Source organism: Roseovarius nubinhibens ISM (assembly GCF_000152625.1).
GTDB classification, from domain to species: domain Bacteria; phylum Pseudomonadota; class Alphaproteobacteria; order Rhodobacterales; family Rhodobacteraceae; genus Roseovarius; species Roseovarius nubinhibens.
On sequence record NZ_CH724156.1, the window covers coordinates 3,172,022 to 3,197,538 of the forward strand.

The following is a 25,517-nucleotide window of genomic DNA, read 5'->3' on the forward strand; positions in this document are numbered from 1 at the left end:
CCGAACATGGTCCGAGTATTGCGGGGGTCGGCACGAAAATCAGCGAAAAATAACAAACTGAACAGTGGAGATGTGAGAAATGACTTTGGCAAATGAAAATGTCGGGGCGGCACCAGGGGACGGAACCCTGCACCGCGCCATTCGATGGCCTCAGGCCTTTTGGCTCGCCAGCGGTGTTCCGGCTCTGGTTCTGTTTTCCATCGGCGGTATTGCCGCCACTATTGGTAACCCGTCTTGGGTGATCTGGATGCTCTCGGTGAGCTTCGGCTTTCTGCAGGCCTTTATCTATGCCGAGATCGCCGGGCTTTTCCCGTCGAAAAGCGGCGGCGCCTCGGTCTATGGCGCGGCGGCTTGGGTGCGCTATAGCAAGCTTTTGGCGCCACTATCAGTCTGGTGCAACTGGCTCGCCTGGACGCCGGTTCTGGCGATCGGCGGCGGGCTTGCAGCGGGCTATATTCTCAACGTCTTCTTCGATCCCGAAAGCGCCATTCGCAGCTGGCAGATCACGCTGGTCAATCTCGATGGTCTGAAAGAGGGGCTGAGCCTGCGGATCGACGCGACCTTCATGCTCGGCGCGATGATCCTGTTGGTGGTCTTCGGTGTTCAGCATGGCGGCGTTTTGCGCGCGGCCAAGTTCCAGACGATCATGGGGCTTGCCGTGGTGATCCCGCTTCTCATCGTGGGGATCGTGCCGCTGTTGACCGGCGATGTTCTGGCGGAAAACCTCACGCCGCTCAAACCTCTGGCCTTTGACGCGGACGGCAATGTGACCCAAGGCCAGTGGGATATCCCCGGCTGGACGCTCTTCCTTGGTGGGCTCTTTATCGCGGCCTGGTCGGCCTATGCGTTCGAGACGGCGATTTGCTATACGTCCGAGTTCAAGGACCCGGCCTATGACACGCCGCGGGCGATCCTCTTTGCCGGGCTTCTGTGCATCTTGGTCTATACGCTGGTGCCGCTCTCGTTTCAGGGGGTTCTGGGCGTCGAAGGGATGTTGCAGGACGGCATTGTCGACGGCTCGGCGGTGGCCGGTGCCATGGCGGGCATGGTCGGCGGCGGATCCTTCGTTTTCTCGCTCATGGTGATCATGCTGATCCTCGCGCTTTTGCTGGCGGTGATGACCTCGATGGCGGGGTCGTCGCGCACGCTCTATCAGGGCGGCGTCGATGGCTGGTTGCCGCGCTACCTGGCCAAGGCCAATAGCCATGGCGCGCCGACCAATGCGATGTGGACGGACCTTGGGTTCAACCTGATCCTGCTGATGATGTCGGATTACCTCTTCGTGCTGGCAGTGTCGAACTGCTGCTATCTGATCTTTAACTTCCTCAACCTCAACGCCGGTTGGATCCACCGGATCGACAGCCCCGACACACCGCGCCCGTGGCGCTGCCCGACGCCGTTGATGGCGGTGGGTATCGTGCTCAGCTTCATCAACGCGATCCTGCTTGGCGCCGGTGCGAATGTCTGGGGCGAGGGGACGCTGATGTCCGGGATTATCGCGGCGCTTCTGATTCTGCCGGTCTTTGCCTATCGGCATTACGTGCAGGACAAGGGCCAGTTCCCCGATGCAATGCTCGACGATCTACATCTGAGCTCGCGCGATCTGAGCGTGAAGAAGGCGGGCATGCTGCCCTATCTGGCGCTGGCCGGAGGCATCGCGGTGGCGATCATCGCCAACCAGATCTTCCAGCTCTGAGCGCCTTATGACCACCCGGAGGGCGCAGGTCGCGCCCTCCGACCCCAAGACAGAAAAGAGAGTATGCGCCCGTGTCGATGCTTCAGGACCAGTTCGGAATAGCCCGCGATCCCAACCCGCTGCAGATGACCTTTCTGCGCTGGCAATGTCGTGTGCGGCAAATGGCGATGCGCGATCAAGAGGGGCGGCCCGATGACGCGATCACCCCAGCGGTCTTTCTGCCCGGCGAGGATGACGCCATGGGCCATATCATCACGCTTTTGAACAAGAGCCCCGGCTATTCGGTGACGGCCGAGCTCGATTACATGGCGGCCAAGACCAATGACCCGGCCCAGCGCCGCGATCAGGCGTTGCAGTTTCTGGCGGCAGGCTATTATCAAAACGCGGTTGAATTTTCCGATATTCTGACCGCGACCTTTCCGCCGGGATCTGAAGGGGCCAAGACCTTGCATGAGGCGGGCCATGTGACCTTGGTCTTTGAGGCGTTCAATCAGCGCTTTGACCTCAAGTGCAAGGTCTGGCGGCTGGCGGCGCATATTCCGCTCCATGCGGCGACCATCGCCCATAACCGCCTGTTCAACCCGGCACTGCCACCGGGCACCGAGGTGCTCGGGTTCGAGCCGGATTGGGACGCCTCGAGCGCCGTCGCGCCGGGCCGTTAACCGAGGCTATGGGCAGGTTGCGCCGGTGGCGTGTAGCGTTTGCGCGCGGCGCTTTCCTGCAAGAGCCAATCCTCGACGATCTGACGTTCGGGAAAGGCCTGCTGTTCGGTCGGGCGTAGAAGGTGATAGCCTGACTTGGTGCGCAGGCAGGTGTCGCCCAAAGGCCGCACCAAGCTGCCCGCTTCGAGCTGCCGATCGACCAGATGCGCCCAGCCCAGCGCCACGCCCAGCCCATCCACCGCTGCCTGCACCGCGAGCGGATAGGTGTTGAGCTGTATGCGGCTGCCGGTGTCATGGGTCAGGTCGTAATTGACGTGGTTCTGCGTGAGCCAGGTGCGCCAATTCATCCATTCCGTATGCTGGTTCGCCACCTCGATGAGATCATGCCGGGGCAGGGCCGCGGCGCAGTCGAGCTCTGGGTGCGCCTCGAGATAATCGGGCGAGCAGACCGGAAACACCGTCTCGCCAAAGAGCTGGCTCGCCTGGAAACAGGGCCAATGCCCTTCGCCACGCAGAATGGCGAGATCGACCGTATCGGCCAAGCATTCGCCGTCATCATCCGACGCGATTAGCGTGATCCGAATCCGCGGATTGGCCCGGTTGAACCGCGCCAGCCGGGGCATCAGCCAGAGCGCCGCGACTGAATTGGTGGCGGACACCGTCACCGTGTTGCGCTGATGTTTCGAGAGCATGTCCTGCGAAGTGTTGCGGAGCTGGTTCATCGCCTGCTGCACCGGCACCAAGAGGCTATGCCCCTGCGGCGTGAGCGTGACAGAGCGATGCCCGCGCACGAAGAGCGGCACGTCGTAATGCTGTTCCAACAGCCGCACTTTGCGGCTGATCGAGGTCTCGGAGATGTTCAAAAGCCGTCCGGCGCGGGCAAACGACCCGTGCTGCGCCGCCGCCTCGAAGGCCAGCAGGTAATCCAATGGGGGCAGTAATTTTCCGGCTCGGCCCATGATGGTGACACCTTTTGCGACGTCATACGGCAGGGACAGAGGGTAGATCCCTTTGGCCTTCCTGCGCAACAGGTTGATTAGACCAGAAAAACCCTGCCAAGGCTATAAAATATGAAGGCTCAGCCTCGCAAATCTCTTGTTCAGGATTTGCCCCTCCTGACGTCACAATACGGCAGCCCGGCGGCGTAGCGCTGCAAGAGGCAAAACAAAATCAGATATCAGGGAGTTGTCATGAAACTGAACCGTAGTTTGCCCATCGCGTTACTCACCTCGGGGCTGGCCCTCAGCGGCCCGGCTCTGGCCGAGGACAGTTCTGATCCGATCGTGATCCCGGTGCACAACTGGTCGAGCCAGATCGTCATGTCGAATGTCACCGGCCAGATCATGGAAGAGGCCGGGCTCGCCGTGGAATATGTCACCACCGACAGTCAGGCGGTCTACGAATCCGTGCGGCTCGGCGATGTGACCCTCGAAATGGAAGTCTGGGAAGGGGCGTTTGGCGCGTCCTTCCGGGCTGCGATGGAAAAGGGCGGGATCGTCGATGTGGGCGATCATGATGCCGTCACCCGCGAGGATTGGTGGTATCCCATGTGGACCAAAGAGGCCTGCCCGGGCCTGCCCGACTGGAAGGCGCTCAACGATTGTGCCGAGAAATTCGCCACACCCGAGACCGGCGACAAGGGCCGTTACCTCGACGGTCCGGTGGACTGGCTCAAACATGGTAAGGAACGTGTCGAAGCGCTCGACATGAACTTTACCGTGATCAACGCGGGCTCTGCCGCGGCGCTCTGGGCCGAGATTGGCTCGGCCGAGGCCGACAAACGCCCGGTGGTGGTGTTCAACTGGACGCCAAACTTTGCCGAAGCCGTCTGGCCCGGTGAATTTGTCGAATTCCCGGAATGGGAAGAGGGTTGCGACACCGATCCGGCGGTGGGACCCAACCCCGACGCGCTCTATGATTGCGGCAACCCATCGGCTGGCTACCTGAAAAAGGCCGCCTGGGAGGGGATGGAGGCCAAATGGCCCACCGGCTACTGCCTGCTTGAGGCGATCAGCTTTACCAACCCGCAAATCGCCGAGATGGCCAAGCTGGTCGACACCGACGAGCTCGAACCCGAAGAGGCGGCGGCCGAATGGCTCGATGCCAATACCGACGCCTGGGAGCCCTGGGTCGCGTCCTGCAAAGCCTAAGCCTTTCACCTACAGCCAACGTCGCGCCCGCCCGTCGCGGGCGTGACCCCAGCAGCCCCAGGGGGACCAATGACCACAGATCAACCAGTGATTTCCGCGCGAAACGTATGGAAGCTTTTTGGCGCCAACCCCAAGAGCTATCTGTCCAAAATGCCGCAAGGGCATTCTTTCGACGCCATTCGCGCAGATGGGTATATTGCCGGCGTCAAAGATGTGTCGATTGATGTGGGACGGGGCGAAATGCTCGTCATCATGGGGCTGTCGGGATCGGGAAAATCTACGCTTGTGCGTTGTTTTTCGCGGCTCCATGACATCACCGGCGGCACGATCGAGGTGGATGGCGAGGACATCATGGCGATGTCCGAGCAAGAGCTGATCGAGCTGCGCCGCTCCAAGATGGGGATGGTATTTCAGTCCTTCGGCCTTCTGCCGCACCGCACCGTTCTCGACAATGTGGCCTTTCCGCTCGAAATGCGTGGGCAAGATCGACATGCCCGCCGCGAACGCGCGATGGAAGTGATCCAGCTTGTTGGTCTCGACGGGCGCGAGGATTATTTCCCGCGCGAACTTTCCGGCGGTCAGCAACAGCGCGTCGGCATCGCCCGCAGCCTCGCCATCGAGCCGGATATCTGGTTTCTCGACGAACCGTTCAGCGCGCTCGATCCGCTCATCCGGCGCGAAATGCAGGATGAGTTCCTGCGCCTGCAGGAAATGCTCGGCAAGACCATCGTCTTCATCACCCATGATTTCGACGAGGCGCTGCGCCTTGCTGACCGGATTGCCATCATGCGCAACGGCGCGGTCGAACAATGCGACACGCCGGACAAGATCGTGCTCAACCCGGCGACCGATTATGTCCACAAATTCACCGAAGACATCGACAAGGCGCGGGTTGTGCGCGCCCGAGGGCTGTTGCGCCCGGTCAATGGCACCGCCGTCGAAGGCCAGCCCATCGCCGGTCACCTGACCATTCACGCGCTGGCCCGGCAATTGGTCAACGACCCGCGCGAATTGATGCCCGTCAGCGACCGCCAAGGCGCTGTGATCGGCGTGCTTGAACGCAAGGCAGCTCTGGATGTGCTGCTGGGGGCGGAATAATGGCCGAGACGCAGCTTGTGACGGAGTTGGAACCGACGCGGTCGATCTGGCCGCAGAACCCGGTGCTCTGGGCGCTCTTGGGCGGATCGGTGGCCTTGGTGCTGCTGCATGCGGTCGGGGCGCTGCCCGCGTGGCTCGTGCGGGTGCCCGAGTGGGCGGTGCCGCCGATGGCGGTCTGGCTCGATGCGGTGTTCAATTTCATCAAGGACGATCTGGGCCTGATCCATCTCACCCGGGCACTGACCGCCGGGCTTGAAGTGATCCTGGACGCCACGGCCAACCTCTTTTACGGCAAGCGCCGCTGGCCCAATATCGGCCCGATCCCATGGACGGCGATTGCCGCATCGGCGGCGGTTCTGGGGTACTATCTCGGTGGCTGGCGGTTTGCACTGCTGGCGGGTGGGACATTCGTCTGGACCGCGCTGATCGGCCAATGGGACATCGCGATGCAGACCATGTCGGTGCTCGTCGTGGCCGCACCTTTCGCCTTTGTCATCGGGCTGACCCTGGGCATTCTCGCGTGGAAATTCCACGGCTTCGAGCGGATGATCAAACCGATCCTCAGCGTGCTTCAGACCCTGCCGTTCTTTACCTATCTGCTACCGGCGGTGATCTTTTTCAAAGTTGGGCCGACGGCGGGCGCGGTGGCGACGATCATCTATGCCATCCCGCCGATGGTTCTGATGACGACGCTCGGCCTCAAGAAAGTCAGCCCCGAAGTGGTCGAGGCGGGCAAAATGTCGGGCTGTACGCGCTGGCAAATGCTCAGCCGGGTCTATGTGCCTTCGGCGCGAACCGAGATCCTCGTGGGGCTCAACCAGGTGATCATGCTCTGCCTCGCCATGGTGGTTCTCACCGCCTTTATCGGGATGCCGGGCCTTGGCGCCAAGCTCTTGGCGATGATGGGCAGCTTCAAGCTCGGCCGGTCCTTCGAGATCGGCGTGACCATCGTCCTTCTGGCGATCATGCTCGACCGGCTGAGCAAGGCCTGGGTCGTCAAACAGCCCGAACATTTCGAGCGCGGCACGCCCTGGTGGAAGCGGCATATCTACCTGCTGGCAGGCGTCGGCGGTTTTGTCCTCTTCCTCTTGCTGTCGCAGGTGATCGAGGTTTTCGCCGAGATCGGCCGCCGTCAGCATTTCAGCCAGGGCAAGGAAATCGACAATATCATCAAGAACTTCCTCGCTCTCGAGGCGGTGCGTGGCGTGACGGATTGGCTGCGCTGGTTCCTCAATGTGAAGATCCTGATCCCGTTCCGGGATGCGCTCTTGTGGGTGCCGACGCCTGCTTTCGTGCTCGTCATCGTGGCCTTTGCCTATGGGGTGGGCGGGCGCAAACCGGGGATCTATGCGGCGGTGTTTTTCACGATTGTCGCCTTCTCGGGCTGGTGGGATCGGTCGGTGATCACGCTCTACACGGTGATCTCGGCGGTGATCCTCGCGACGCTTCTCGGCATCCCGCTCGGCATTGCGGCGGCGCGGTCGGAGAAATGGTCGAAACGGGTGCTGCTTGCCTGTGACACGGCGCAGACCTTCCCGAGCTTCATTTACCTGATCCCGGCGATCATGCTCTTTGGGGTGAATGATGTGGCGGTGGTCTTCTCCATCCTGATCTTCGCCATGGTGCCGCTCTGCCGCTACACGGTGGAAGGCCTGCGCTCGGTGCCGCCAGAGATGACGGAATCCGCCGATATGTCGGGCGCGACGCGGCGGCAGAAGATGCGGTCGGTGCAACTGCCCATCGCGCTGCCGACCATGGCGGTGGGGTTCAATCAGGCCATCATCTTTGCCTTTTTCATGGTGATCATCGCGGCCTTTATCGGCACGCAGGATCTCGGTCAGGAGCTGCAGCGGACGCTGGCCGGGACCGAGATGGGCAAGAATTTCGTGCTCGGGATGAACGTCTCGCTGATGGCGCTGACCTTCGATCTCGCGATCAGCTCTTGGGCCGAAAAACGTAAGAAATCATTGGGGTTAGGGTGATGAATATAACACCGGTTTTTGAGGTGCCGTGGGAGCGGCAGGGGGTGCTGACGCCGGGGTTGCCGATCCTGCCGCCGGGGGTGGAGAGGCATCCGGTGCCGGGCGGGGGCAGCCGGGCGGTGGCGGTCTGGCGCGGCGATGAGATCATGGTGCTCGACCGTGAGGGCATGCAGCCAGTGGAGATGGTCTTCTTTGGTCCGGACAAACGCTCGGACGCCGGGCGGCTCGGGGCCAAGGGCTATGGCCGGCCCGAGGGCATCATCGCGACCCTCAACAATGGCTCAAGATCAGGGGCCAAAGTGTTGAAATCGCTGGATGCCGCCGGGTTCGACATTGGCCGGGGCGACGCCATAAGGGCGCTGGGCGAAGGCTCGCGGCCGGGGGATATGGCGCGGTTCACGGCCGAGCAGGATGGGCTGTTGATCGTGGCCGCACCGGGGGGTGAAATGGGCCCCGAGGGTGAGGGTTTGGCCACGGAATTGACCCTTTATATCCGTAGGGCCGATCCGAAACTGGTCAAAATGACCGGGCAGAGCCACGATCCGCTGGCCGATCCGCTCTTGGATGCGACCATTATGCCGGGCGAGGCGAAACCCTATGAGGTCCGAAAAGGCCAATATATTCAGATCCTTGACGTGCAGGGCAGAGAGTGTTCGGACTTTCAGGCCTTCTCTATGCGGGCGCTGGACAAGGGGCTCGAGCGCGAAATTGACCCGACGACGACACGGGCGTTAATGGGAAATCTTTACCCGACCCCCGGAATTTTTTCAAAATACTGGTCGTCGGACCAAGAACCGCTCGTCGAAATCGTGCAGGACACCTGCGGGCGGCATGACACGTTCGGGCTCGCCTGTACGGCGCGCTATTACGAGGATCTGGGCTATCCGGGCCATGTGAATTGTTCGGACAATATGAACGCCGAACTCGGCGCCTATGGCATCCGGCCGCGCGGCGGCTGGGCTGCGATCAACTTTTTCTTCAACACGATGCTGGATGACGCCAATGCGATCGGGATGGACGATCCCTGGTCACGGCCGGGCGATTTCGTGCTGCTGCGGGCGCTGACCGATCTGGTCTGTGTCTCGACGGCCTGCCCGTGTGACGTGGACCCGGCCAATGGCTGGAACCCCACGGAAATTCAGCTTCGGACCTATAAGGAAACCGAGAGTTTCCAACGGAGTATCGGTTACAGGAAATCCACGGAGGCAGATGTGGAAGAGACCAAGAAAACAGCGTTCCACGAGTGTTTCGCACGCCATACCCGCGATTTCATCGAGTATAACGGCTATTGGCTGGCCAATACGATGACCAATCACGGGGCGATTGCCGAATATTGGGCCTGCCGGGACAAGGTCGCGGTGATGGACCTGAGCCCCTTGCGCAAATACGAGGTCACGGGGCCGGATGCCGAGGAGCTCATGCAGCTCTGCGTGACGCGCAACATGAAGAAGCTCAGCGTCGGGCAGGTGGTCTATACCGCCATGTGCTATGAGCATGGCGGTATGATCGACGATGGCACGGTTTACCGGCTCGGCGAGACCAATTTCCGCTGGATCGGCGGCAACGACACGAGCGGGCTCTGGCTGCGCGAACAGGCCGAGCGGCATGGGTTGAATGCCTGGGTCCGCAATTCGACCGATCAGCTGCATAATATCGCGGTGCAGGGGCGGCATAGCCGCGATATCCTGTCCAAGATCTTCTGGACCCCGCCGCAGCAGCCCACCATCGACGAGCTGCCGTGGTTCCGGCTCACCATCGCGCGGCTTGGCGATCTGTCGGGGCCCTCGGTGGTCATCTCGCGCACCGGCTATAGCGGTGAGCTCGGCTATGAGATCTTTTGCCACCCGAAACATGCCGTTGAAATCTTTGACAAAGTTTGGGAGGCGGGGGCGCCCTATGGGATCACGCCCCTGGGGCTTGCGGCGCTCGATATGCTGCGGATCGAGGGCGGGCTTATCTTTGCCGGCTCCGAGTTCGACGACACCACGGACCCCTTTGAGGCGGGCATCGGCTTTACCGTGCCGCTCAAATCCATGGAGGATGATTTCATCGGCCGGGTGGCGGTCGAGCGGCGCAAGGCCAGCCCGCATCGCAAGCTCGTGGGCTTTGAGGTGCAGGGCGGCGTGGTGCCGGTGCCGGGCGATTGCGTGCGCGTCGGCAAGGCGCAGGTGGGCGAGATCACCAGCGCGATGAAATCGCCCATTCTGGGCAAGGTGATTGCCCTGGGCCGGGTGGCGCCGGAATATGCCGAACCCGGCACGGTGATCGAGATCGGCCAGCTCGACGGGCTGCAAAAACGGCTGCGGGCGACGGTGTCGGCCTTTCCGCATTTCGATCCGACAAAGTCCCGGGTGAAGGGCGAATATGCGAGTGAGATGGCCTGAGACCGGGCCATGAGGTAGATGGTTAACGGCGGCGGGTGCATGGGATCGCACCCGCCGTTTTCTATAGGGTTGGGGTTTTTGAGATTATTATATAAGTCCAGTATTACGGGTGCTTAGAGATCACTCTTGAACTATTAACCGAAATGCCATCTGAGCGGGTTTTGACCGCTTGTCGCGCCGCGTTAACCTTTGGCGAGACCTCGTCGAGAGGGTCAAAATGGCCCGTCGGCAGCCCGTCGGCAGCGCGTCGGTATCACGTCGGTATTACGGCGGTGGGGGAGTCGGGCGCGGTTGTGCAGGGCGCAAATCTTGCCACAAGGGGCGATGGCTTAGCGTAGCAGCGTCCGCATGCCGCGATCGAGCCCTTCGAGCGTCATCGGCACCATGCGCCCGTCGAAAATCTCGGAGATCATCGCGATGGATTGGGTGTAGCCCCAATGCCGTTCCGGCACCGGGTTGATCCAGAGATTGGCCGGCCATTGTTCGCGGGCGCGGGTGAGCCAGAGCTGACCGGGTTCTTCGTTCCAATGCTCGTTGGCGCCGCCCGGATAGGCGATCTCATAGGGTGACATGCTCGCATCGCCGACAAAGATGCATTTGTAATCGGGACCATAGGTGTTGAGCACCTCCCAGGTCGGGGTTTTCTGATCCCAGCGGCGGTGATTGTCGCGCCAGACGCCTTCGTAAAGGCAATTATGGAAATAGTAATATTCGAGGTGTTTAAATTCGGCACGGGCGGCGGAAAACAATTCCTCCACCACTTTGATATGCGGATCCATCGAGCCGCCAACATCGAGAAAGAGGAGGATTTTAACCGCATTGCGCCGTTCCGGGCGGGTCACCACATCGAGATAGCCGTGATCGGCGGTGGCGCGGATCGTGCCGTCGAGATCGAGCTCTTCTTCGGCGCCGTCGCGGACCCAGTTGCGCAGCCGTTTCAGCGCCACCTTGATGTTGCGCGTGCCGAGCTCGACGCTGTCGTCGAGATTGCGAAACTCGCGCTTGTCCCAGACCTTGACGGCGCGCTGGTGGCGGCTCTCGTCCTGGCCGATGCGGATGCCTTCGGGGTTGTAGCCATAGGCCCCGAAGGGCGAGGTGCCGGCGGTGCCGATCCATTTGTTGCCGCCCTGGTGGCGGCCCTGCTGTTGCTTGAGCCGCTCTTTCAGCGTCTCCATCAGCTTGTCAAAGCCGCCCAGCGCCTCGATCTCGGCCTTTTCTTCGGGCGTGAGGTGTTTCTCGGCCATTTTTTCGAGCCAGTCGGCGGGCAGATCGACGGCGTCGAGCACCTCTTGGGCGGAGAGGTTTTCTAGGCCCGAAAAGCTCGCGGAGAAGGCGCGGTCAAAGCGGTCGATGTGGCGCTCGTCTTTGACCATGGCGGAGCGGGCGAGGTAGTAGAAGGCCTCGGGGTCATAGGTCACGAGACCGGCGCGCATGGCTTCGAGAAAGGTCAGGAATTCCCGCAGGCTCACCGGGACGCCGGTTTTGCGCAGGGTCTCGAAGAAGGGCAGGAACATCGCGGCGCGCCCCCCGGATCAGGCCATCAGGCGGAAGAAGACGATGCCGCCAAACAGCGCCAGAAGGGCGAAGATCAGCGCGTGGACCGCGCCATATTGCACCATGTCGGCGCTGTTGCCCTTGCGGCGGCGCGCCCGGAGTGCGCCAAGGGCGGCGCCCAGAAGCGCCGCGAGTAGAATATGCATGGCGGTCCTCGTCAGAAGCTTGGCCTTGGAGGCCCAAGCCCCCGGTTCAGAAGGACTTGAGCGGGTTGAGCGCCGCGACCTCGCGCATTTTCGCGCGCACGGCCCAGTCGGCCCCGTATCCGTATCGTGCCCAGCCGAGGCTGTCCAGCCGAACGGTCTTGGCCTCGGAGCTGCGCCCGGTGAGATCGAGAGCCTCGGCGCGCAACAGCAGGAGCGTGGCCAAAAGCGCCGCGTTTTCATAGCGTTCCGCGACTTCGATCTGCGGGTTGATGAGCATCAGCGCGACATCGCCACGGCCTTGCGAAATGGCGTTTGCGGCCAGTTGCGAGGCGGTCAGCGCGCGGTGCGGCGCGGTGGCGGGGCTTTGGCGGTAATAGGCGTCGGCGGCGGAGAAATGTTTCTGCGCGGCGGCGGGGTCGGTCGATTGCGCGATGCGGCCCATGGCGTAATGGGAAAACCCGCGGCGGTGATCGGTCCAGCCCATGGTCTGGGCGATCGAGACGGCCTGGGAGGCGGCGCGCTGGCGCTGGCCATAGCTCGCGCCCGGGCCGAGCGCGGTCTGCACGGCCTGGATCCAGGCGCGCGGGGTGCTCGAAATGGCGCCGGAGGCCACGCTATTGCCGCGCGGGTTGAGCCGCGACAGAAGGGCGGGCAGCCGTTCGGCCACCTGATTGTAGCTCATGCCGGAGCGCAGTTCGGGGGCGTAATAGGCGCGCAGGATCAGCATGTCGAAGCCGGTGAGTACGGTGTGGACATTGTCGTCGTTAAAGACGCTGTCGGGCAGGCGGTAGAGATCGTTGAGCGGGCCGATGGCCTGCGCCAGTTCCTCGTGCAGGCAGTCGCGGACCTCTTGCGGGCTCGCGTCATTGGGCAGGAAGATGGCGATCTTGTCGCGGCGGGTGAGGCTCGACCAATTGGTGCGGCCCGCCATCCGGGCGCGGCGATATTGCGAGATGTCGTCGATATTGGGGACGACGAAACAGGCGGCCTGTGGCAGGTGACGGCGGATTTCGGCGCGGCTCACGGCCTGAATGGTCAGGTTGGCGGGCGCGTTCGATCCGGCGTGATCAATGTCGATCCCGGCCTCGCTGCGCAGGCGGTGCAGCACGCGGGCCAGATCGGGCAGCAATGTGGTGGGCGGTGCGCCGGTGACGCGGACGCGGATCGGGGCCTCGAACCGCGAGAAGCTGCGCAGCTGGCGGCCGCTTTCGAGCTGCATCGAGAGATCGAGAAAATCGCGGGCGATGTCGCGGTTGGAGCGCATCGGCGGCGTCGGACGGGGCACCGAGAAGAGCTTGATCGAGCCGATGTCAGCCGGTGAGGGGGTCGCGGCGCGCGACGGAATATCGCCCGAGTTTCCGGGCATACAGGCGCCCAGAATCAGGCAGATTGGAAGAAGGATGCGGCGCATAAGCCCCCCGATATTTGTCAGTTTCACCCATCCCGCCACACACACGGCGGGGATACACGGCCACGTACCAGATCGGATCACGCCGAGCAGGTGATGTGGTCAAGGGTGACACTCTTGCCCCTTCCAGTCACCTGTAAGGTTGGATGAGGGCAATAATGTGACTTTTGCCACCGGAGCAAATTAACAACCGGAGCGCGAGGGACAAAGCATTAGTTTCGAGGGGGCCGACAGCCGTGGGCTAGCGTTGCCGGCGTGCCATAAAGGCGAGCCGCTCGAAGAGATGCACATCCTGTTCGTTTTTCAGCAAGGCGCCATGCAGTTTCGGCAGCGCATCGGTGGCCCCGGCGCGCAGATCCTCGGGCGCCAGATCCTCGGCGAGGATCAGCTTGAGCCAGTCGAGCACCTCGGAGGTGGAGGGCTTCTTCTTGAGCCCTTGCTGATCGCGAATCTCGTAGAACTGGGTGAGGGCGGTGGTCAGCAGCGCCTCTTTGATGCCGGGGTGATGGACCTCGACGATCTTCTTGAGCGTCTCCATGTCGGGAAACTGGATGTAGTGAAAGAAGCAGCGGCGCAGAAAGGCGTCGGGCAGCTCTTTTTCATTGTTGGAGGTGATGATGATCACCGGGCGCTGTTTGGCGCGGATCGTCTCGCCGGTCTCGTAGACATGGAATTCCATCCGGTCGAGTTCCTGCAGCAGGTCGTTGGGAAACTCGATATCGGCCTTGTCGATCTCGTCGATCAGGAGCACCACCTGATCGTCGCTGTCGAAGGCCTGCCAGAGCTTGCCGGGGCGGATGTAATTGCGCACGTCATGCACCCGGTCGTCGCCGAGCTGGCTGTCGCGCAGACGGCTCACCGCGTCATATTCATAGAGGCCCTGGGCGGCGCGGGTGGTCGATTTGATATTCCATTCGATCATCCGAAGGCCCAGCGCCTGCGACACCTGACGCGCCAGTTCGGTCTTGCCTGTGCCGGGCTCGCCCTTGACCAGCAGCGGACGCTGAAGGGTAATGGCCGCATTCACTGCAACCTTAAGGTCATCGGTGGCGACATAGGCCTCGGTGCCTTGGAATTTCATGTCTTTTCAACCCTTTTCTGGAAATTGCTCAGGCGCTGCACGCGGCAAGCTATCGCGAAGCTCAATTCACCGCAACTCTGTGTGATTGGCTAGTGACAATCGGGTTTCATTGGAGTAAACGCCACGTCATGAGGGGCCAGAGTCTGAAGGTAAGATTGTATGACGACAGACAATGGTATTGACGAGGGGGACCTAATGAAGTCCGAAGTTTTTCTTCCGGAAGATTACCAACCGGTCGAGGACGAACCGTTCATGAACGAGCGTCAGACCGAGTATTTTCGACGTAAATTGATCACGTGGAAAAATGAGATCCTGGCAGGCAGCCGCGACACGATCGAAGGCTTGCAGGACGGCACGCGGGCCATTCCCGATGTGGCGGACCGCGCCAGCGAAGAGACCGACCGCGCGCTTGAATTGCGGACCCGGGATCGGCAGCGCAAACTGGTCGCCAAGATTGACCAAGCACTGCGGCGTATCGAGGATGGCGAGTATGGCTATTGTCAGGTGACGGGCGACCCGATCAGCCTCAAGCGGCTGGACGCGCGACCCATCGCCACCATGAGCCTTGAAGCTCAGGAACGTCACGAACGGCGCGAAAAAGTACACCGCGACGACTGATAATAGATCGTCGCACGTATAAAGAACTCGGCGCCGGGGCAATGGCCTCGGCGTTTTTGTTTTCGGAACGGATTGGGGGTTTTGGGGTCTGTGAAGGGACGCAAGGTCATCATCGTGGGGGCCGGGATCGGCGGGCTGGCGGCGGCAACGGCGCTGGCGCGGCAGGGCGCGATGGTGACGGTTCTCGAACAGGCCGAAGCGATCACCGAAGCCGGCGCAGGCATTCAGGTCAGCCCCAACGGCTTTGCGGTGTTGCGCGCCTTGGGGCTGGCGCAGGAGGCCTGTGACCTCTCGACCAAGGCTAGCGGCGTCTGTCTTTATGATTACCAGCGTGGGCCGGTTCTGCCGCTCGATATGGCGGGCGGCCAGTATCGGCTGTTTCATCGCGCCGATCTCATCGATCTCTTGCATTGGGCGGCGCGGCGGGCCGGGGTGCGGGTGCTTCTCTTGCAAAAGGTGCGCGAAGTGGTTCCGGGGCCCGAGCCTTTGGTGCGGCTGGCGTCGGGGGCCGAGCTCTGTGCCGATCTGGTGGTGGGTGCGGATGGGCTGCATTCGGTATTGCGGCAGGCGCTCAACGGCGAGGAAGAGCCTTTTTTCACGGGCCAGGTGGCGTGGCGGGCGGTGATCGACAACCCGACCGAGCGGCGCGATGACGTGACCTTGCATATGGCGCCGCATCGGCATCTGGTGACCTATCCGCTGCGGCAGGGGCGGCAGCTCAACATCGTGGCGGTGCAGGAACGCGCGGCCTGGGTCGGCGAGGATTGGCGGCAGCAGGACGACCCGGAGGCGCTGCGCGCGGCATTTGCCGATTTCGCGCCGGATGTGCGGGCGTTGCTCGACCGGATCGAGACCGTGCATCTCTGGGGCTTGTTCCGGCATCGGATCGCGCCGGTCTGGCATCGCGAGGGCGTGGCGCTTTTGGGGGATGCGCTGCATCCGACGCTGCCGTTTCTGGCGCAGGGGGCGAATATGGCGCTCGAGGATGGCTGGGTTTTGGCCGAGGCGCTGGGCCGGGCCGAGGCGATCGAGCCGGGGCTGGCCGAGTATCGCGCGCGGCGCGAGGCGCGGGTGGCGCGGGTGGTGCGGGCGGCCAGTGGCAATGCGCGCAAATACCATCTGGCGTTCCCGCCGCTGCGCTGGGCCGCGCGCACCGGGCTGCGGATGGCGGGGCGGGTGGCGCCGGGCATGATGCTGCGCAGTTTTGACTGGCTCTACGGGGTCGATGTGACCGAGGGCAGCGCCGCGCGGTCGCGCAAGTAAGGTAGGCGGGCGCGGGCCTCGGCCACTTGCGCCGGGTCGAGCGTGGCGCGGATGATATCGGGTGTTTGCGCGGCGCGGGCGAGGGGCGTGCCCCAGGGGTCGGCGATGACCGAGCCGCCGAAATAGCCATGGCCGTTTTGGGCGCCGGCGTGATCGGCGTAGGCGACATAGGCGCCGTTTTCAAAGGCGCGGGTCGGGATCAGGTGGCGCGAGACGACGCCCCAGTCGGCCCCGAGCGCCGTCGGCACGAGGATGAGATCGCAGCCCGCCATGGCCTGGGCGCGGGTGTTTTCGGGAAATTCCACGTCATAGCAGATGAGAAAGCCGCAGGTGAGCCCGCCGAGCGTGAACTGACCCAGATCTGCGCCGCGGGTGAAATGATCGGCCTCATAGCCGGGCGGCAGGGTGAGCTTGCGGTGATGGCCGATGGGTTGACCTGATTTATCAAGGCATTGCGCGGAATTGTAGAGGCGGCCTTCGGCGGCCTCGGCATAGCCATAGGCGAGGGCAACCCCGTGCTGACGGGCGAGATCCGCCATGGCGCGGGCGAAGGGGCCGTCGCGCGGCTCGGCCCGCTCGGGCAGGGCGTCGCCGATGTTGTAGCCGCAGTGGAAAAGCTCGGGCAGCAGCAAGAGATCGGTGGCTTGCAGGGTGGCGAGATGGTCGCGCAGCCAGCCGAGACGCTCCTCGGGCAGGCCGAGATCGCCCGGTGGCTGGGCGATGGCGAGGGTGAACCCCATGATCAGTCCTTGGATTTGTCGAGCGGCACGCCGAAGAGCTCCATCCGGTGGCCTTGCAGCTTGTAGCCGAGGCGGCGGGCGATCTTTTCTTGCAGCGCTTCGATCTCGGGGTCGACGAATTCCACCACATCGCCGGTGGTGACGTCGATCAGGTGGTCGTGATGTTCGCGCTCGGCATCCTCATAGCGGGCGCGGCCGTCGCCGAATTCGAGCTTTTCGAGAATGCCCGCCTCTTCGAAGAGCTTGACCGTGCGATAGACCGTGGCGATGGAAATGCCCGGATCGACCGCCGAGGCGCGGGCGTAGAGCTCGTCCACATCGGGGTGATCATCAGAGCTTTCAAGGACGGTGGCGATGGTGCGGCGCTGTTCGGTCATCCGCAGCCCGCGGGCTTCGCAGCGTTCAAGGATCGTCGTATCGGTCATGGGCTCTTCCGCGGTAAATCTCGGCTTGGACAGTAACGGGGGGCAATAACGGGTCGGGCCGGGCAGTTCCAGTGTTTAAACCAAATCCGGCTCGCGGCCAAAACGATTGGCAAGACGGGCCACGGTGAGCCCTTGGACGATGATCGAAAAGATCACCACGAGATAGGTGGCGGTGAGGATCACCGGCTTCCATTCGCTGTCGGGCAGCGAGAGCGCCAGCGCCACCGAGATACCGCCCTTGAGCCCGCCCCAGGTCATGATCGGGATGACGCCGTTTTCAAATGTGCGGAAGGGGCGCAGGATGTAGATCGGCACCAGCACGGCGGCGAGCCGGCCAAAGAGCGCCAGCGCGATGGAGGCCGCGCCAATGAGCAGGTAATCGGTCTCAAACGCCACGGCGAAGACCTCGAACCCGATCATCAGGAAGAGCACGGCGTTGAGGATCTCGTCGATGAGTTTCCAAAACCCGTCGACATATTGCCTTGTGGTTTCGCTCATCCCGTGTTTGGCGCCGACCTCACCGATCAAAAGACCGGCGCAGACCGCCATGATCGGGGCCGAGACATGGAGATAGACGGCGAGCTCATAGCCGCCGAAGGCGAGGCCGAGGGTCAGCAGCACTTCGAGCGAATAGTCGTCGATATGGCGCATGACGCGGAAGGTGAGCCAGCCCAGCGCGAGGCCGAGAGCTGCACCGCCCAGAGCCTCCTGGATAAAGAGCTTGGCCGCGCCGGCAAGACCGCTGCCATGGGCGTCGCCGGTGGGGAATGCGAGGCCCACGAGCACCAGAAAGACCACATAGCCCACGCCATCGTTGAAGAGGCTTTCGCCCGCGATCTTGGTCTCGAGCGCCTTGGAGAGATTGGCCTCGCGCAGCACGCCGAGCACCGCCACCGGATCGGTGGGCGAGACCACCGAGCCAAAGACCAGTGCAATGAGGAAAGGCGCGCCGGTGAGCCAAGAAAAACCGGTGCCGATGACGAGGGTGGAGAGGCCGACGCCGAGCGTTGCCATGAGAAACACCGCCCGCCATTGGGCGCGCAGGTCGGAGATTTTCACATGGAGCGCCCCGGCAAAGAGCAAAAGCCCCAGCATCCCTTCGAGCAGCGCGTCAGAGAAATGCAGCCCGGTGACCAAGCGTCGGATTTCGTCGGAAATCCCCAGATGCGGCAGCATCCAGTCGACCCCCATCATCCCGAAAGAGGCGACCAGCGCCACCACCAGAATGCCGATGGCGGAGGGCAGTTTGAGAAAGAGGTAATTGATGGCCCCGAAGACGCCTGCGAGCACGATGAGCAGCGAGGAAATCTGCAGAATGGTCATGGGCGCGCTCCGGGCGAAAGATCAATCCTTGCCAAAGACCTAGCACGGGGGGCGCGATGGGGCCAGAGTCATGGGTCAGTGCGATGGGCCAGAGTGATGGGCCCATCGCACTCCTGTCTCAGGTGCCGCAGAAGGTCTGTTGCACGCGCTCTTCGGGCAGGGGCGGCCGGGTCAGATCGGCAAACTCTTCGCGCGTCTCATAGGGGCTGGAGAGCGCCGTCAGCAGCCGGTCGAACGGGGCGTAATCGCCTTCGCGCGCGGCCGCGATCATCTGCTCGATGCGGTGATTGCGCGGGATCACGTAAGGGTTGGCGGCGCGCATCACCGCCTCTGGGTCGGTCTCGTATTTGAGGCGGGCCTGCCAGCGGGCGTGCCAGCCGTCGAAAGCGTCGCGGTCGGTGAACTGATCGCGGGGGGCGCCGTCGCTCAGGCTGCGGAAGGTGTTGGTGAAATCCGCGCCATCCTGCTGCATCAGCGTCAGGAGATCATCGACCAGCGCATCATCGCCGTCTTGCGCCGCGCTCAGGCCAATTTTGCGGGCGAAAACCTCGCTTCGGTATTTGGCGATGAGGGCGGGCATGTCATGGACGAGCTTGGTGAACTCCTCGACCGCCACGTCCTGATCCGGGGTGAGCGGCACGAGGCAGGTGGCGAGCTGGGCGATGTTCCAGACGATCACATGCGCCTGATTTGAATAGGAATATCGGCCCTGGGCGTCGATCGAGCTAAACACCGTTTGCGGGTGGTAGCGGTCCATATAGGCGCAAGGCCCATAGTCGATGGTCTCGCCCGAAAGCGTGGTGTTGTCGGTGTTCATCACGCCATGGATAAAGCCCAGACCCTCCCAAAGCGCGATGAGCCGGGCCTGCCGTCCGATGACGCCTGCGAGCATCTCGCCCGGGGTCTCGGCCTGCGGGTAATGGCGGGCGCGTGTGTAGTCGAAAAGCGCGCGCAGCCGGTCAAGATCGCGGCGGGCGAGGAAGAACTGAAACGTGCCCACGCGGATATGGCTGTCGGCGACGCGGGTCAGCACCGCGCCGGGTAGGGCGCCGCTCTCGCGAAAGACCTTTTCGCCGGTCTCGACGGCGGCGAGCGCCCGGGTGGTCGGCACGCCCAGCGCATGCATCGCCTCGCTCACCACATATTCGCGCAGGACCGGGCCGAGCCAGGCGCGGCCATCGCCCATCCGGCTATAGGGGGTGGGGCCGGAGCCCTTGAGCTGAATATCGCGGCGGCGGCCAGCGCTGTCGATCACCTCGCCCAAGAGATTGGCGCGGCCATCGCCGAGCTGGGGTGAGAAGCCGCCAAATTGATGCCCGGCATAGGCCTGGGCCAGCGGGTCGGCCCCGTCGGGGATGCGGTTGCCAGCGAGCATGTCGGCCAGGGCGGGATCAGAGGCGTCGGCCTCGATCCCGAGATCGCGGGCGAGGCCGTCGTTGAAGCGGATGAGGCGCGGGGCGGCGACGGGTTTCGGGTTGATCCGCGTGAAAAAGCCCTCGGGCAGGGCGGCATAGCTGTTGTCGAAGGGGATCTGCAGGGTCATCGGCTCTCCTTTCGCGGCGCTCTGAGAGGGGCGGATGGGGGGTCAGAGCTTGCGGCTCATCAGGATATAGTCATCGCGGGGCGTGAAATGGAGACGTTGGTAGAGCTTGCGCGCCTTTTCATCGCTGCGATCCACCTCGAGATGGATGGCCTTGAGCCCGTGCCCGGCGAGCGCCTTGGGCAGCGCGGTGAGCAGTTCCGAGCCGATGCCGCGGCCGCGCACGCCGGGGCGGATGTAGATCTCGTCGAGAATGGCGTCGAGCCCGCCAAATTCGAGCGACCAGCCAAAGGAGAGCGCCGCATAGCCGATGGGGGCGCGGCGCGGTCCGGCGAGGTAGATCACCCCATGCGGCGAGCCGGTCAGGAGCGGTTCGAGCGCGGCCCGGCGGCCCGCGTCATCCTGGGCGATCCCGGCCTCGGCATGGAAGGCGGTGACCAGCGGCAAGAGCCGGTCGAGATCGTCGAGTGTGGCAAGGGTGAGCGCGGTCATAGGCGGGCGAGCCTTTCGGTCAGGAGCGAGAAGAAGCCATCGGCGTCGATATCGCCGAGGAACAGGGCATTGGGGGCGCGGGAGGTCACGCCCCACCAGTCGGCGACGCTCATGCCCATGGTGAGTTCGGACGTGGTCTCGATCGCGACATTGACGTGGCGGCCGGAAAAGAGATCGGGGCGCAGAAGATAGGCGATGACGCAAGGATCATGCAGCGGCGCGCCGGGCGAGCCGTATTTCTCGCGGTCGTAGCGTTCAAAGAACTCGGTCATCTGGGCCACGGCGATGCCCACCGGGGTGCCAAGCGCTCGGAAGGCGGCGTTGCGGCTTTCGGTGACCAGCGCCTTATGGGTGAGATCGAGCGGCGCCATGGTGATATCAACGCCGGATTTCAGCACGATGCCAGCGGCTTGCGGGTCGACATGAATGTTGAATTCAGCGGCGGGGGTGACATTGCCCACGGCGAAATAGGCGCCACCCATGAGCACGATCCGGCGGATGCGGGGCGCGATGTCGGGGGCTTTTTGCAGGGCGGTCGCGATATTGGTGAGCGGCCCGAGCGGGCAGAGCGTGACGGTGCCGGAATCGTGCTCGCGCAGGCAGGCGATGATGTGATCGACGGCGTGGGCGTCCTGCAGCGGCATGGTGGGTTCGGGCAGGTCGGGCCCGTCGAGCCCGGTCTTGCCATGGACATGTTCGGCGGTGACGAGAGCGCGGCCCAGAGGCCGGTCGCAGCCTGCGAAGACCGGGATGTCGCGGCGGCCCGCCAATTCGCAGACCATCCTCGCGTTGCGCGCGGTGAGCGCCAGCGGCACATTGCCCGCGACACAGGTGATCGCCAGCAGATCAATCTCCTCCGGGCTGGCCAGAGCCAGCAGGATCGCCACGGCGTCATCCTGGCCGGGGTCGGTGTCGATGATGATCTTTTCTCTGCTCATGGCCGCACCTTGGGACCCGGCGGGGCGGATGTCTAGGCCGAGGCTTCGAGGGCGCTGACGATGGGGGAGAAATCGGCGGCCTTGAGCGAGGCGCCGCCGACCAGCGCGCCGTCAACATTGGAGACGGCAAAGATCGAGGCGGCGTTTTCGGGTTTGACCGAGCCGCCATAGAGCAGTCGCACCGAGCGGCCGACGCCCGCGCCAAAGCGCCGTTCGAGACGAGCGCGGATGAAATCATGCACCTCGCCAATCTGATCGGTGTCGGGCACCAGCCCAGTGCCGATGGCCCAGATCGGCTCGTAGGCGATGACGGTGTTTTCGCCGGTGGCGCTGTCCGGGACCGAGAGGGCGAGCTGGGCGCCGATGATGTCGAGCGTGTTCTGGGCCTCGCGCTGGGCGAGGCTCTCGCCGAGGCAGATCACGGTCAGGAGGTCTGCCGCATGGGCGGCGCGGGCCTTTTCGCGGACCTGATCGCTGTCTTCGTCATGGTCTTCGCGGCGCTCGGAATGGCCCAAGATGACCGCCGTGGCCCCGGCATCGCGGAGCTGGGCGGCGGAAATGTCGCCGGTATGGGCACCCGAGGGCGCGGCATGGCAGTCCTGGCCGCCGATGCGGATCGGGCCGGCGCAGGAGACGGCGCGCGAAATCAGCGTGGCGGGCGGGCAGATGAGCAGATCGACGGAGGCCTCGGCATGACGTTGGGCCAATGTGGCCAGCTCATCCAGCGTGGCGCTGTCGCCATTCATCTTCCAATTGCCGGCGGCCAGCTTGCGTCGCATATACTCGTCCCTGATTTGTTTCTCTTATCAACGGCTTGCGCCGCGACGTTCACATCCCTTCGAAGCGGATGGATTCGCCGCAGCCGCAGGCTTCGGTGACGTTGGGGTTATTGAATTTAAAGCCGGATTCCAAGAGCGACACCTCGTAATCGATCTCGGTTCCGAAGAGAAACATCTGGGCCATGGGGGCGATCATGATGCGCGCGCCCTCTTGTTCGACCACCTCGTCATTGGGGTCGACCTCGGTCACGTAATCCATCGTGTATTCCATACCCGCGCAGCCGCCTTTCTTGACGCCGATGCGCAGCCCCTGATGGCCGTCCTTGGTCATCAGCTTGGCGATCTGGGCAGCGGCGGCCGGGGTCATGGTCACGGCCTGTTTTCCGGGGATTCCGAACATGGGCAAGTCTCCTTATGCGCCATATCTAGGCGCTTGGGCGGATGATCTCAAGCAGGGGCAGACCGAGAAGGCTGTGCAATAGGGCGAGCGTGCCCATCGACACCGCCAGCGCCCAGGCAAATGAGGCCAGCGTGCCGATGATAACATACTCCGCCATCTGGCGGCTGTCGTCTTCGCCGCCGCTCTGGATCGTCTCGAATCGCAGCACCGATTTGGCGGCGATGAGAAAGCCGATCCCGGCGGGCAGCCCGGCGATCATCAGCCCGAAAATGAGCCCGCGTTCGAGAATGCCGATCATCTGGCCACCGCCCGGCAGGCTCTGGCGGGTGAGCTCGGGGCTGAAGGGCTCCATCAGCTTGCCCACGGCAAAGCCGCCGGCGCGGGTGGCGTAGAGGAGGCCGGCGAGCAGGAGCGCGCTTTCGGGCAGCCAGGTGAGCGGGGCGTGCGGTGCATCGGCCCAGAGCGAGGGGGCGAGGGCGGCGGTGATCAGCAGCGTGGCGATATGGGCGATCTGGTCGAGGATATGGGCGCGAAACCGGTCGTCGAAGAGCTGCACCTTGATCGTGTCGATAAAGATATGGCTGAGCGCCAGCAGATAGAGCGCCGGGGCGTCCCATTGGCCGAAGATGAGCAGCAAGCTGCCCAGCACGATGAGGAAATGCAGCGCCAATGTCGCGCCCTTGTCCTTGGTCTCGACCATGCGGCGGGTTTGCAGCACGTAATCGGCGAGCACATGGGCAAAGAAGAGAAGGGCGAGGGTTTCGGGCATGGCGCTCAGTCCGGTGCGGCGTGGTGTTCGAGGGCGGAAAGCGCCAGTTCGATCGCCGGGAAATGCGCCGCGTCGAGCGATTTGGTGACGCTCTGGCGGGATTTGCCGACGGTCTCGGCGAGCGCGGTAAAGCTTGGTCGGGGCGGCGGCGCGAGGGCCTGGGTCAGGATCTCGGCCTGCACCGGGGTCCAGCCGCGCGACAGCGTGTCGAGCAGGTAGAGCGTCGCCTGACGCGGGCCGGTGGCGGCATCTGTGCCGTGGTAATAGAGGCGAGAGGGGGCCGTTTTGCCCAGTTTGATCGCCTCGAGCGCATGGCCGGAGGCGGCAAAGACCGGATCGGTTTCGGCGTTGAGATCGGGGCCGAGCAGGGCGGTGACAGGGCCGATGGCGAGGCCGATATAGCTGTCGTAGCCGTCCCCCAGCGCGCGCAGGGCGGCGCGGAAGGCAAGGCAGGCGCGAAAGGCCAGCTCGGGCCGCCCCAGCGCCACCTGCCAGCCATCGCCCCGGTGACGGGTAAAGCGCAGGCTGTCGCCTTGCCAGGCGGCCTGAGCCATGGCGCAAGCGGCCAGCGCGTCAAAGGCGCGGGCGACACTTGCCTCGCCCAATCCGGTCGAGTTCACGAGGTCGCCGGTCAGCACGGCAATATGATCGGGTGTGCGGGTCATTGCGCATCCAGTATAGGCTGCGAATGAAGAAATGCAATATGTTTGGGCTGCGGTGATTGAGGCGCACCCTGTAGGGGCTGCGGAAGCGGAGATGCATCCCAAAGGGGCTGCCACGAAAAAGGCGGCCCGCAGGCCGCCCGATCTTCGCGTTACATTTCGCGTTACATGAAGCCCAGTTCGAGACGGGCTTCGTCGCTCATCATCTCCATGCCCCAGGGCGGCTCCCATGTCAGTTCGACATCCACCTGCTTGACCCCGGCCATCGGTTCGATCGCCTCGGCGACCCAGCCCGGCATCTCGCCCGCCACCGGACAGCCCGGAGCGGTCAGCGTCATGATGATCTTGACCGCGCTCTCGTCGTCGATGTCGATCGTGTAGATCAGGCCAAGGTCATAGATATTCACGGGAATTTCAGGGTCATAGACCGTGCGGCATGCTTCGACCACGCCGTCGTAGAGCGGGTGATCCGTCGAGGAGGGGGCGATCAGCGGAGCGCCTTCGAATGTTTGGGTGTTCTCGGTCATCAAGCCTATCCGGTCATGTATCCGAGCAATCATATAAGGATTAACAGGGCCGAGGTCCAGAGGCGGTGACCTTTGCTCCATGGGCGGGTTTTTGCAGAAAATGACCCCTCTGCGACGGAATGCTGGCGCGAGACCGTATCAGGGCTGTAATCGGATGCGAGCCAGGGCCGCATCGAGCCTTGTGGAGAAAAAACAATGAAACGATCGAGCACAGTACTGAGCCTTGCCGTGATGGCCACTTTGATCGGGGGGGCGGTGCAGGCCGGCCCGTCGCGCCATGAGGATGACAAAGGCCGCGATGGCTATTCCCAGCGCAGCGAGCGCGGCGAGCAACGCGGCCAGTCGAAGAGCCGTCAGGTCACCGTCAAGAAGGTCACCGTGACCAAGGGCAATTCGGGCAAGGCCCATGCCAACAAGGGCCATTCGGCCAAGACCCATGGCAGCCAGCGCGCCCAGCGCCATGCCGTGGGGCAGCGGCTCGACCGGAACAAGGTGGTGGTGGTGAACAATTACCACAATCATGGCTTCAAGGCGCCGGGGCGTGACCGGGTCTATGTGCAGCAGGGCGATGCGATTTACCTCGCCGCCGCCGCGACGCTGGCGATTCTCGCCGTGATGAACTGAGGGGGCGGGTGATGTCGGCCAAATGGATCGCGGTGGTTGGAGCGGCGGCGTTGGCCGTGACGTTGGGATCGGTGGTGATGACCGAACGGCAGGCGGCGGCGGAGAATATCACGCCGCATCTGCCGGGCATCCCGCCGGTGTCGGTGCAGGATCTCGACAAGGATCTGGCCCGCAACGGGCCGGAGCCGCAGAAGATGTCGGTTCAGAGATCAGGACAGCAATCGGGCCGGGGCTAACCCCCGACCCGGTGTTTTCA

26 protein-coding genes are annotated in these 25,517 nt (G+C 63.4%); 10 read left to right on the plus strand and 16 right to left on the minus strand.

Translation table 11 applies throughout. The features are described 5' to 3' along the window. Positions 1-79: 79 nt before the first annotated feature. Together ISM_RS15195 and ISM_RS15200 are read left to right on the plus strand one after the other, a co-directional pair. Positions 80-1,696: a trimethylamine N-oxide permease gene (locus ISM_RS15195; protein ID WP_040618133.1), complete on the plus strand. Its 1,617-nt coding sequence runs from the start codon at positions 80-82 to the stop codon at positions 1,694-1,696. Between the two features lie 77 nt (positions 1,697-1,773). Further along, the gene (locus tag ISM_RS15200) at positions 1,774-2,358 is read left to right on the plus strand and encodes a hypothetical protein (RefSeq protein WP_254655691.1); all 585 of its coding nucleotides are present in this window, start codon (positions 1,774-1,776) and stop codon (positions 2,356-2,358) included. Here ISM_RS15200 and ISM_RS15205 read toward each other — a convergent pair. Continuing rightward, entirely contained in the window at positions 2,355-3,287 is a 933-nt protein-coding gene (locus ISM_RS15205) for a LysR substrate-binding domain-containing protein (RefSeq protein ID WP_009815083.1), read from the minus strand. The genes ISM_RS15200 and ISM_RS15205 overlap by 4 nt on opposite strands. Positions 3,288-3,548: 261 nt before the next feature. Here ISM_RS15205 and ISM_RS15210 point away from each other — a divergent pair, with 261 nt between their 5' ends. The 4 genes from ISM_RS15210 to ISM_RS15225 all read left to right on the plus strand — a co-directional run bounded on the left by ISM_RS15210 (position 3,549) and on the right by ISM_RS15225 (position 9,972). Beyond that, entirely contained in the window at positions 3,549-4,508 is a 960-nt protein-coding gene (locus tag ISM_RS15210; protein ID WP_009815084.1) for an ABC transporter substrate-binding protein, read from the plus strand. Positions 4,509-4,577: 69 nt separating this feature from the next. Beyond that, positions 4,578-5,606, plus strand: a complete 1,029-nt coding sequence (locus ISM_RS15215) for a quaternary amine ABC transporter ATP-binding protein (RefSeq protein WP_040618136.1) — start codon at positions 4,578-4,580, stop codon at positions 5,604-5,606. After that, the gene (locus ISM_RS15220) at positions 5,606-7,588 is read left to right on the plus strand and encodes an ABC transporter permease (RefSeq protein ID WP_009815086.1); all 1,983 of its coding nucleotides are present in this window, start codon (positions 5,606-5,608) and stop codon (positions 7,586-7,588) included. Before ISM_RS15215 ends, ISM_RS15220 begins: the two co-directional genes overlap by 1 nt. Continuing rightward, on the plus strand, positions 7,588-9,972 hold the full coding sequence (locus tag ISM_RS15225; RefSeq protein ID WP_040618137.1) for a trimethylamine N-oxide demethylase: 2,385 nt from the start codon (positions 7,588-7,590) through the stop codon (positions 9,970-9,972). The genes ISM_RS15220 and ISM_RS15225 overlap by 1 nt, the downstream gene beginning before the upstream one ends. A gap of 329 nt (positions 9,973-10,301) precedes the next feature. Here ISM_RS15225 and ISM_RS15230 read toward each other — a convergent pair whose 3' ends face one another. The 4 genes from ISM_RS15230 to ISM_RS15245 all read right to left on the minus strand — a co-directional run bounded on the left by ISM_RS15230 (position 10,302) and on the right by ISM_RS15245 (position 14,161). Beyond that, positions 10,302-11,486, minus strand: a complete 1,185-nt coding sequence (locus tag ISM_RS15230) for a vWA domain-containing protein (RefSeq protein ID WP_009815088.1) — start codon at positions 11,484-11,486, stop codon at positions 10,302-10,304. Between the two features lie 18 nt (positions 11,487-11,504). Beyond that, positions 11,505-11,672 carry a hypothetical protein gene (locus tag ISM_RS18440; protein ID WP_009815089.1) on the minus strand — a complete coding sequence of 56 codons (168 nt, stop codon included), beginning with the start codon at positions 11,670-11,672 and terminating at the stop codon, positions 11,505-11,507. 46 nt (positions 11,673-11,718) lie between these two features. Beyond that, positions 11,719-13,038 (minus strand): DUF2927 domain-containing protein, encoded by a 1,320-nt coding sequence (locus ISM_RS15240; RefSeq protein WP_009815090.1) that lies wholly within the window; start codon positions 13,036-13,038, stop codon positions 11,719-11,721. A gap of 283 nt (positions 13,039-13,321) precedes the next feature. Continuing rightward, positions 13,322-14,161 carry an AAA family ATPase gene (locus ISM_RS15245; protein ID WP_009815091.1) on the minus strand — a complete coding sequence of 280 codons (840 nt, stop codon included), beginning with the start codon at positions 14,159-14,161 and terminating at the stop codon, positions 13,322-13,324. 195 nt (positions 14,162-14,356) lie between these two features. Here ISM_RS15245 and dksA point away from each other — a divergent pair, with 195 nt between their 5' ends. Both dksA and ISM_RS15255 read left to right on the plus strand, forming a co-directional pair. Continuing rightward, positions 14,357-14,779, plus strand: a complete 423-nt coding sequence (gene dksA / locus ISM_RS15250; protein ID WP_009815092.1) for an RNA polymerase-binding protein DksA — start codon at positions 14,357-14,359, stop codon at positions 14,777-14,779. A 90-nt stretch (positions 14,780-14,869) separates the two neighbouring features. Further along, a complete protein-coding gene (locus tag ISM_RS15255) occupies positions 14,870-16,042 on the plus strand; it encodes an FAD-dependent monooxygenase (protein ID WP_009815093.1) in 1,173 nt (390 codons plus the stop codon). Here the strand turns inward: ISM_RS15255 and ISM_RS15260 are convergent. The 11 genes from ISM_RS15260 to ISM_RS15310 all read right to left on the minus strand — a co-directional run bounded on the left by ISM_RS15260 (position 15,994) and on the right by ISM_RS15310 (position 24,637). Further along, positions 15,994-16,782, minus strand: a complete 789-nt coding sequence (locus ISM_RS15260; protein WP_009815094.1) for a carbon-nitrogen hydrolase family protein — start codon at positions 16,780-16,782, stop codon at positions 15,994-15,996. The genes ISM_RS15255 and ISM_RS15260 overlap by 49 nt on opposite strands. A 2-nt stretch (positions 16,783-16,784) precedes the next feature. Further along, the gene (locus ISM_RS15265) at positions 16,785-17,207 is read right to left on the minus strand and encodes a Fur family transcriptional regulator (protein WP_009815095.1); all 423 of its coding nucleotides are present in this window, start codon (positions 17,205-17,207) and stop codon (positions 16,785-16,787) included. Between the two features lie 75 nt (positions 17,208-17,282). Continuing rightward, complete coding sequence (locus ISM_RS15270; RefSeq protein WP_009815096.1) at positions 17,283-18,530, minus strand: cation:proton antiporter; 1,248 nt, start codon at positions 18,528-18,530, stop codon at positions 17,283-17,285. A gap of 118 nt (positions 18,531-18,648) precedes the next feature. Beyond that, positions 18,649-20,073 carry a protein adenylyltransferase SelO gene (locus tag ISM_RS15275; protein WP_009815097.1) on the minus strand — a complete coding sequence of 475 codons (1,425 nt, stop codon included), beginning with the start codon at positions 20,071-20,073 and terminating at the stop codon, positions 18,649-18,651. Positions 20,074-20,115: 42 nt separating this feature from the next. After that, the gene (locus ISM_RS15280) at positions 20,116-20,562 is read right to left on the minus strand and encodes a GNAT family N-acetyltransferase (RefSeq protein WP_009815098.1); all 447 of its coding nucleotides are present in this window, start codon (positions 20,560-20,562) and stop codon (positions 20,116-20,118) included. Continuing rightward, a complete protein-coding gene (locus tag ISM_RS15285; protein WP_009815099.1) occupies positions 20,559-21,500 on the minus strand; it encodes a nucleoside hydrolase in 942 nt (313 codons plus the stop codon). Before ISM_RS15285 ends, ISM_RS15280 begins: the two co-directional genes overlap by 4 nt. Before the next feature lie 32 nt (positions 21,501-21,532). Further along, on the minus strand, positions 21,533-22,279 hold the full coding sequence (gene tpiA / locus ISM_RS15290) for a triose-phosphate isomerase (RefSeq protein ID WP_009815100.1): 747 nt from the start codon (positions 22,277-22,279) through the stop codon (positions 21,533-21,535). Between the two features lie 49 nt (positions 22,280-22,328). Beyond that, positions 22,329-22,679 (minus strand): HesB/IscA family protein, encoded by a 351-nt coding sequence (locus tag ISM_RS15295; protein WP_009815101.1) that lies wholly within the window; start codon positions 22,677-22,679, stop codon positions 22,329-22,331. A gap of 25 nt (positions 22,680-22,704) precedes the next feature. Continuing rightward, complete coding sequence (locus ISM_RS15300) at positions 22,705-23,448, minus strand: DUF3307 domain-containing protein (protein WP_009815102.1); 744 nt, start codon at positions 23,446-23,448, stop codon at positions 22,705-22,707. Between the two features lie 5 nt (positions 23,449-23,453). Next, positions 23,454-24,113 (minus strand): hypothetical protein, encoded by a 660-nt coding sequence (locus ISM_RS15305; protein ID WP_009815103.1) that lies wholly within the window; start codon positions 24,111-24,113, stop codon positions 23,454-23,456. A gap of 161 nt (positions 24,114-24,274) precedes the next feature. Further along, positions 24,275-24,637: an SUF system Fe-S cluster assembly protein gene (locus tag ISM_RS15310; RefSeq protein ID WP_009815104.1), complete on the minus strand. Its 363-nt coding sequence runs from the start codon at positions 24,635-24,637 to the stop codon at positions 24,275-24,277. 231 nt (positions 24,638-24,868) lie between these two features. On the opposite strand from ISM_RS15310, the gene ISM_RS15315 reads away from it, so the two are divergent. After that, complete coding sequence (locus ISM_RS15315) at positions 24,869-25,261, plus strand: RcnB family protein (protein ID WP_009815105.1); 393 nt, start codon at positions 24,869-24,871, stop codon at positions 25,259-25,261. Positions 25,262-25,272: 11 nt separating this feature from the next. Further along, positions 25,273-25,497 carry a hypothetical protein gene (locus ISM_RS15320; protein WP_009815106.1) on the plus strand — a complete coding sequence of 75 codons (225 nt, stop codon included), beginning with the start codon at positions 25,273-25,275 and terminating at the stop codon, positions 25,495-25,497. Positions 25,498-25,517: the final 20 nt, after the last annotated feature.

What these genes read in the sequence shown, in the direction of transcription:
- ISM_RS15220 (WP_009815086.1), top strand. Translation starts at nt 5,606, where the DNA reads ATGGCCGAGACGCAGCTTGTGACGGAGTTGGAACCGACGCGGTCGATC.
- ISM_RS15305 (WP_009815103.1), bottom strand. Translation starts at nt 24,113, where the DNA reads ATGACCCGCACACCCGATCATATTGCCGTGCTGACCGGCGACCTCGTG.
- ISM_RS15265 (WP_009815095.1), bottom strand. Translation starts at nt 17,207, where the DNA reads ATGACCGATACGACGATCCTTGAACGCTGCGAAGCCCGCGGGCTGCGG.
- ISM_RS15310 (WP_009815104.1), bottom strand. Translation starts at nt 24,637, where the DNA reads ATGACCGAGAACACCCAAACATTCGAAGGCGCTCCGCTGATCGCCCCC.
- ISM_RS15200 (WP_254655691.1), top strand. Translation starts at nt 1,774, where the DNA reads ATGCTTCAGGACCAGTTCGGAATAGCCCGCGATCCCAACCCGCTGCAG.
- dksA (WP_009815092.1), top strand. Translation starts at nt 14,357, where the DNA reads ATGAAGTCCGAAGTTTTTCTTCCGGAAGATTACCAACCGGTCGAGGAC.
- ISM_RS15210 (WP_009815084.1), top strand. Translation starts at nt 3,549, where the DNA reads ATGAAACTGAACCGTAGTTTGCCCATCGCGTTACTCACCTCGGGGCTG.
- ISM_RS15260 (WP_009815094.1), bottom strand. Translation starts at nt 16,782, where the DNA reads ATGGGGTTCACCCTCGCCATCGCCCAGCCACCGGGCGATCTCGGCCTG.
- ISM_RS15285 (WP_009815099.1), bottom strand. Translation starts at nt 21,500, where the DNA reads ATGAGCAGAGAAAAGATCATCATCGACACCGACCCCGGCCAGGATGAC.
- ISM_RS15225 (WP_040618137.1), top strand. Translation starts at nt 7,588, where the DNA reads ATGAATATAACACCGGTTTTTGAGGTGCCGTGGGAGCGGCAGGGGGTG.
- ISM_RS15295 (WP_009815101.1), bottom strand. Translation starts at nt 22,679, where the DNA reads ATGTTCGGAATCCCCGGAAAACAGGCCGTGACCATGACCCCGGCCGCC.
- ISM_RS15195 (WP_040618133.1), top strand. Translation starts at nt 80, where the DNA reads ATGACTTTGGCAAATGAAAATGTCGGGGCGGCACCAGGGGACGGAACC.
- ISM_RS15275 (WP_009815097.1), bottom strand. Translation starts at nt 20,073, where the DNA reads ATGACCCTGCAGATCCCCTTCGACAACAGCTATGCCGCCCTGCCCGAG.
- ISM_RS18440 (WP_009815089.1), bottom strand. Translation starts at nt 11,672, where the DNA reads ATGCATATTCTACTCGCGGCGCTTCTGGGCGCCGCCCTTGGCGCACTC.
- ISM_RS15320 (WP_009815106.1), top strand. Translation starts at nt 25,273, where the DNA reads ATGTCGGCCAAATGGATCGCGGTGGTTGGAGCGGCGGCGTTGGCCGTG.
- ISM_RS15230 (WP_009815088.1), bottom strand. Translation starts at nt 11,486, where the DNA reads ATGTTCCTGCCCTTCTTCGAGACCCTGCGCAAAACCGGCGTCCCGGTG.
- ISM_RS15270 (WP_009815096.1), bottom strand. Translation starts at nt 18,530, where the DNA reads ATGACCATTCTGCAGATTTCCTCGCTGCTCATCGTGCTCGCAGGCGTC.
- ISM_RS15315 (WP_009815105.1), top strand. Translation starts at nt 24,869, where the DNA reads ATGGCCACTTTGATCGGGGGGGCGGTGCAGGCCGGCCCGTCGCGCCAT.
- ISM_RS15245 (WP_009815091.1), bottom strand. Translation starts at nt 14,161, where the DNA reads ATGAAATTCCAAGGCACCGAGGCCTATGTCGCCACCGATGACCTTAAG.
- ISM_RS15215 (WP_040618136.1), top strand. Translation starts at nt 4,578, where the DNA reads ATGACCACAGATCAACCAGTGATTTCCGCGCGAAACGTATGGAAGCTT.
- ISM_RS15300 (WP_009815102.1), bottom strand. Translation starts at nt 23,448, where the DNA reads ATGCCCGAAACCCTCGCCCTTCTCTTCTTTGCCCATGTGCTCGCCGAT.
- tpiA (WP_009815100.1), bottom strand. Translation starts at nt 22,279, where the DNA reads ATGCGACGCAAGCTGGCCGCCGGCAATTGGAAGATGAATGGCGACAGC.
- ISM_RS15240 (WP_009815090.1), bottom strand. Translation starts at nt 13,038, where the DNA reads ATGCCCGGAAACTCGGGCGATATTCCGTCGCGCGCCGCGACCCCCTCA.
- ISM_RS15280 (WP_009815098.1), bottom strand. Translation starts at nt 20,562, where the DNA reads ATGACCGCGCTCACCCTTGCCACACTCGACGATCTCGACCGGCTCTTG.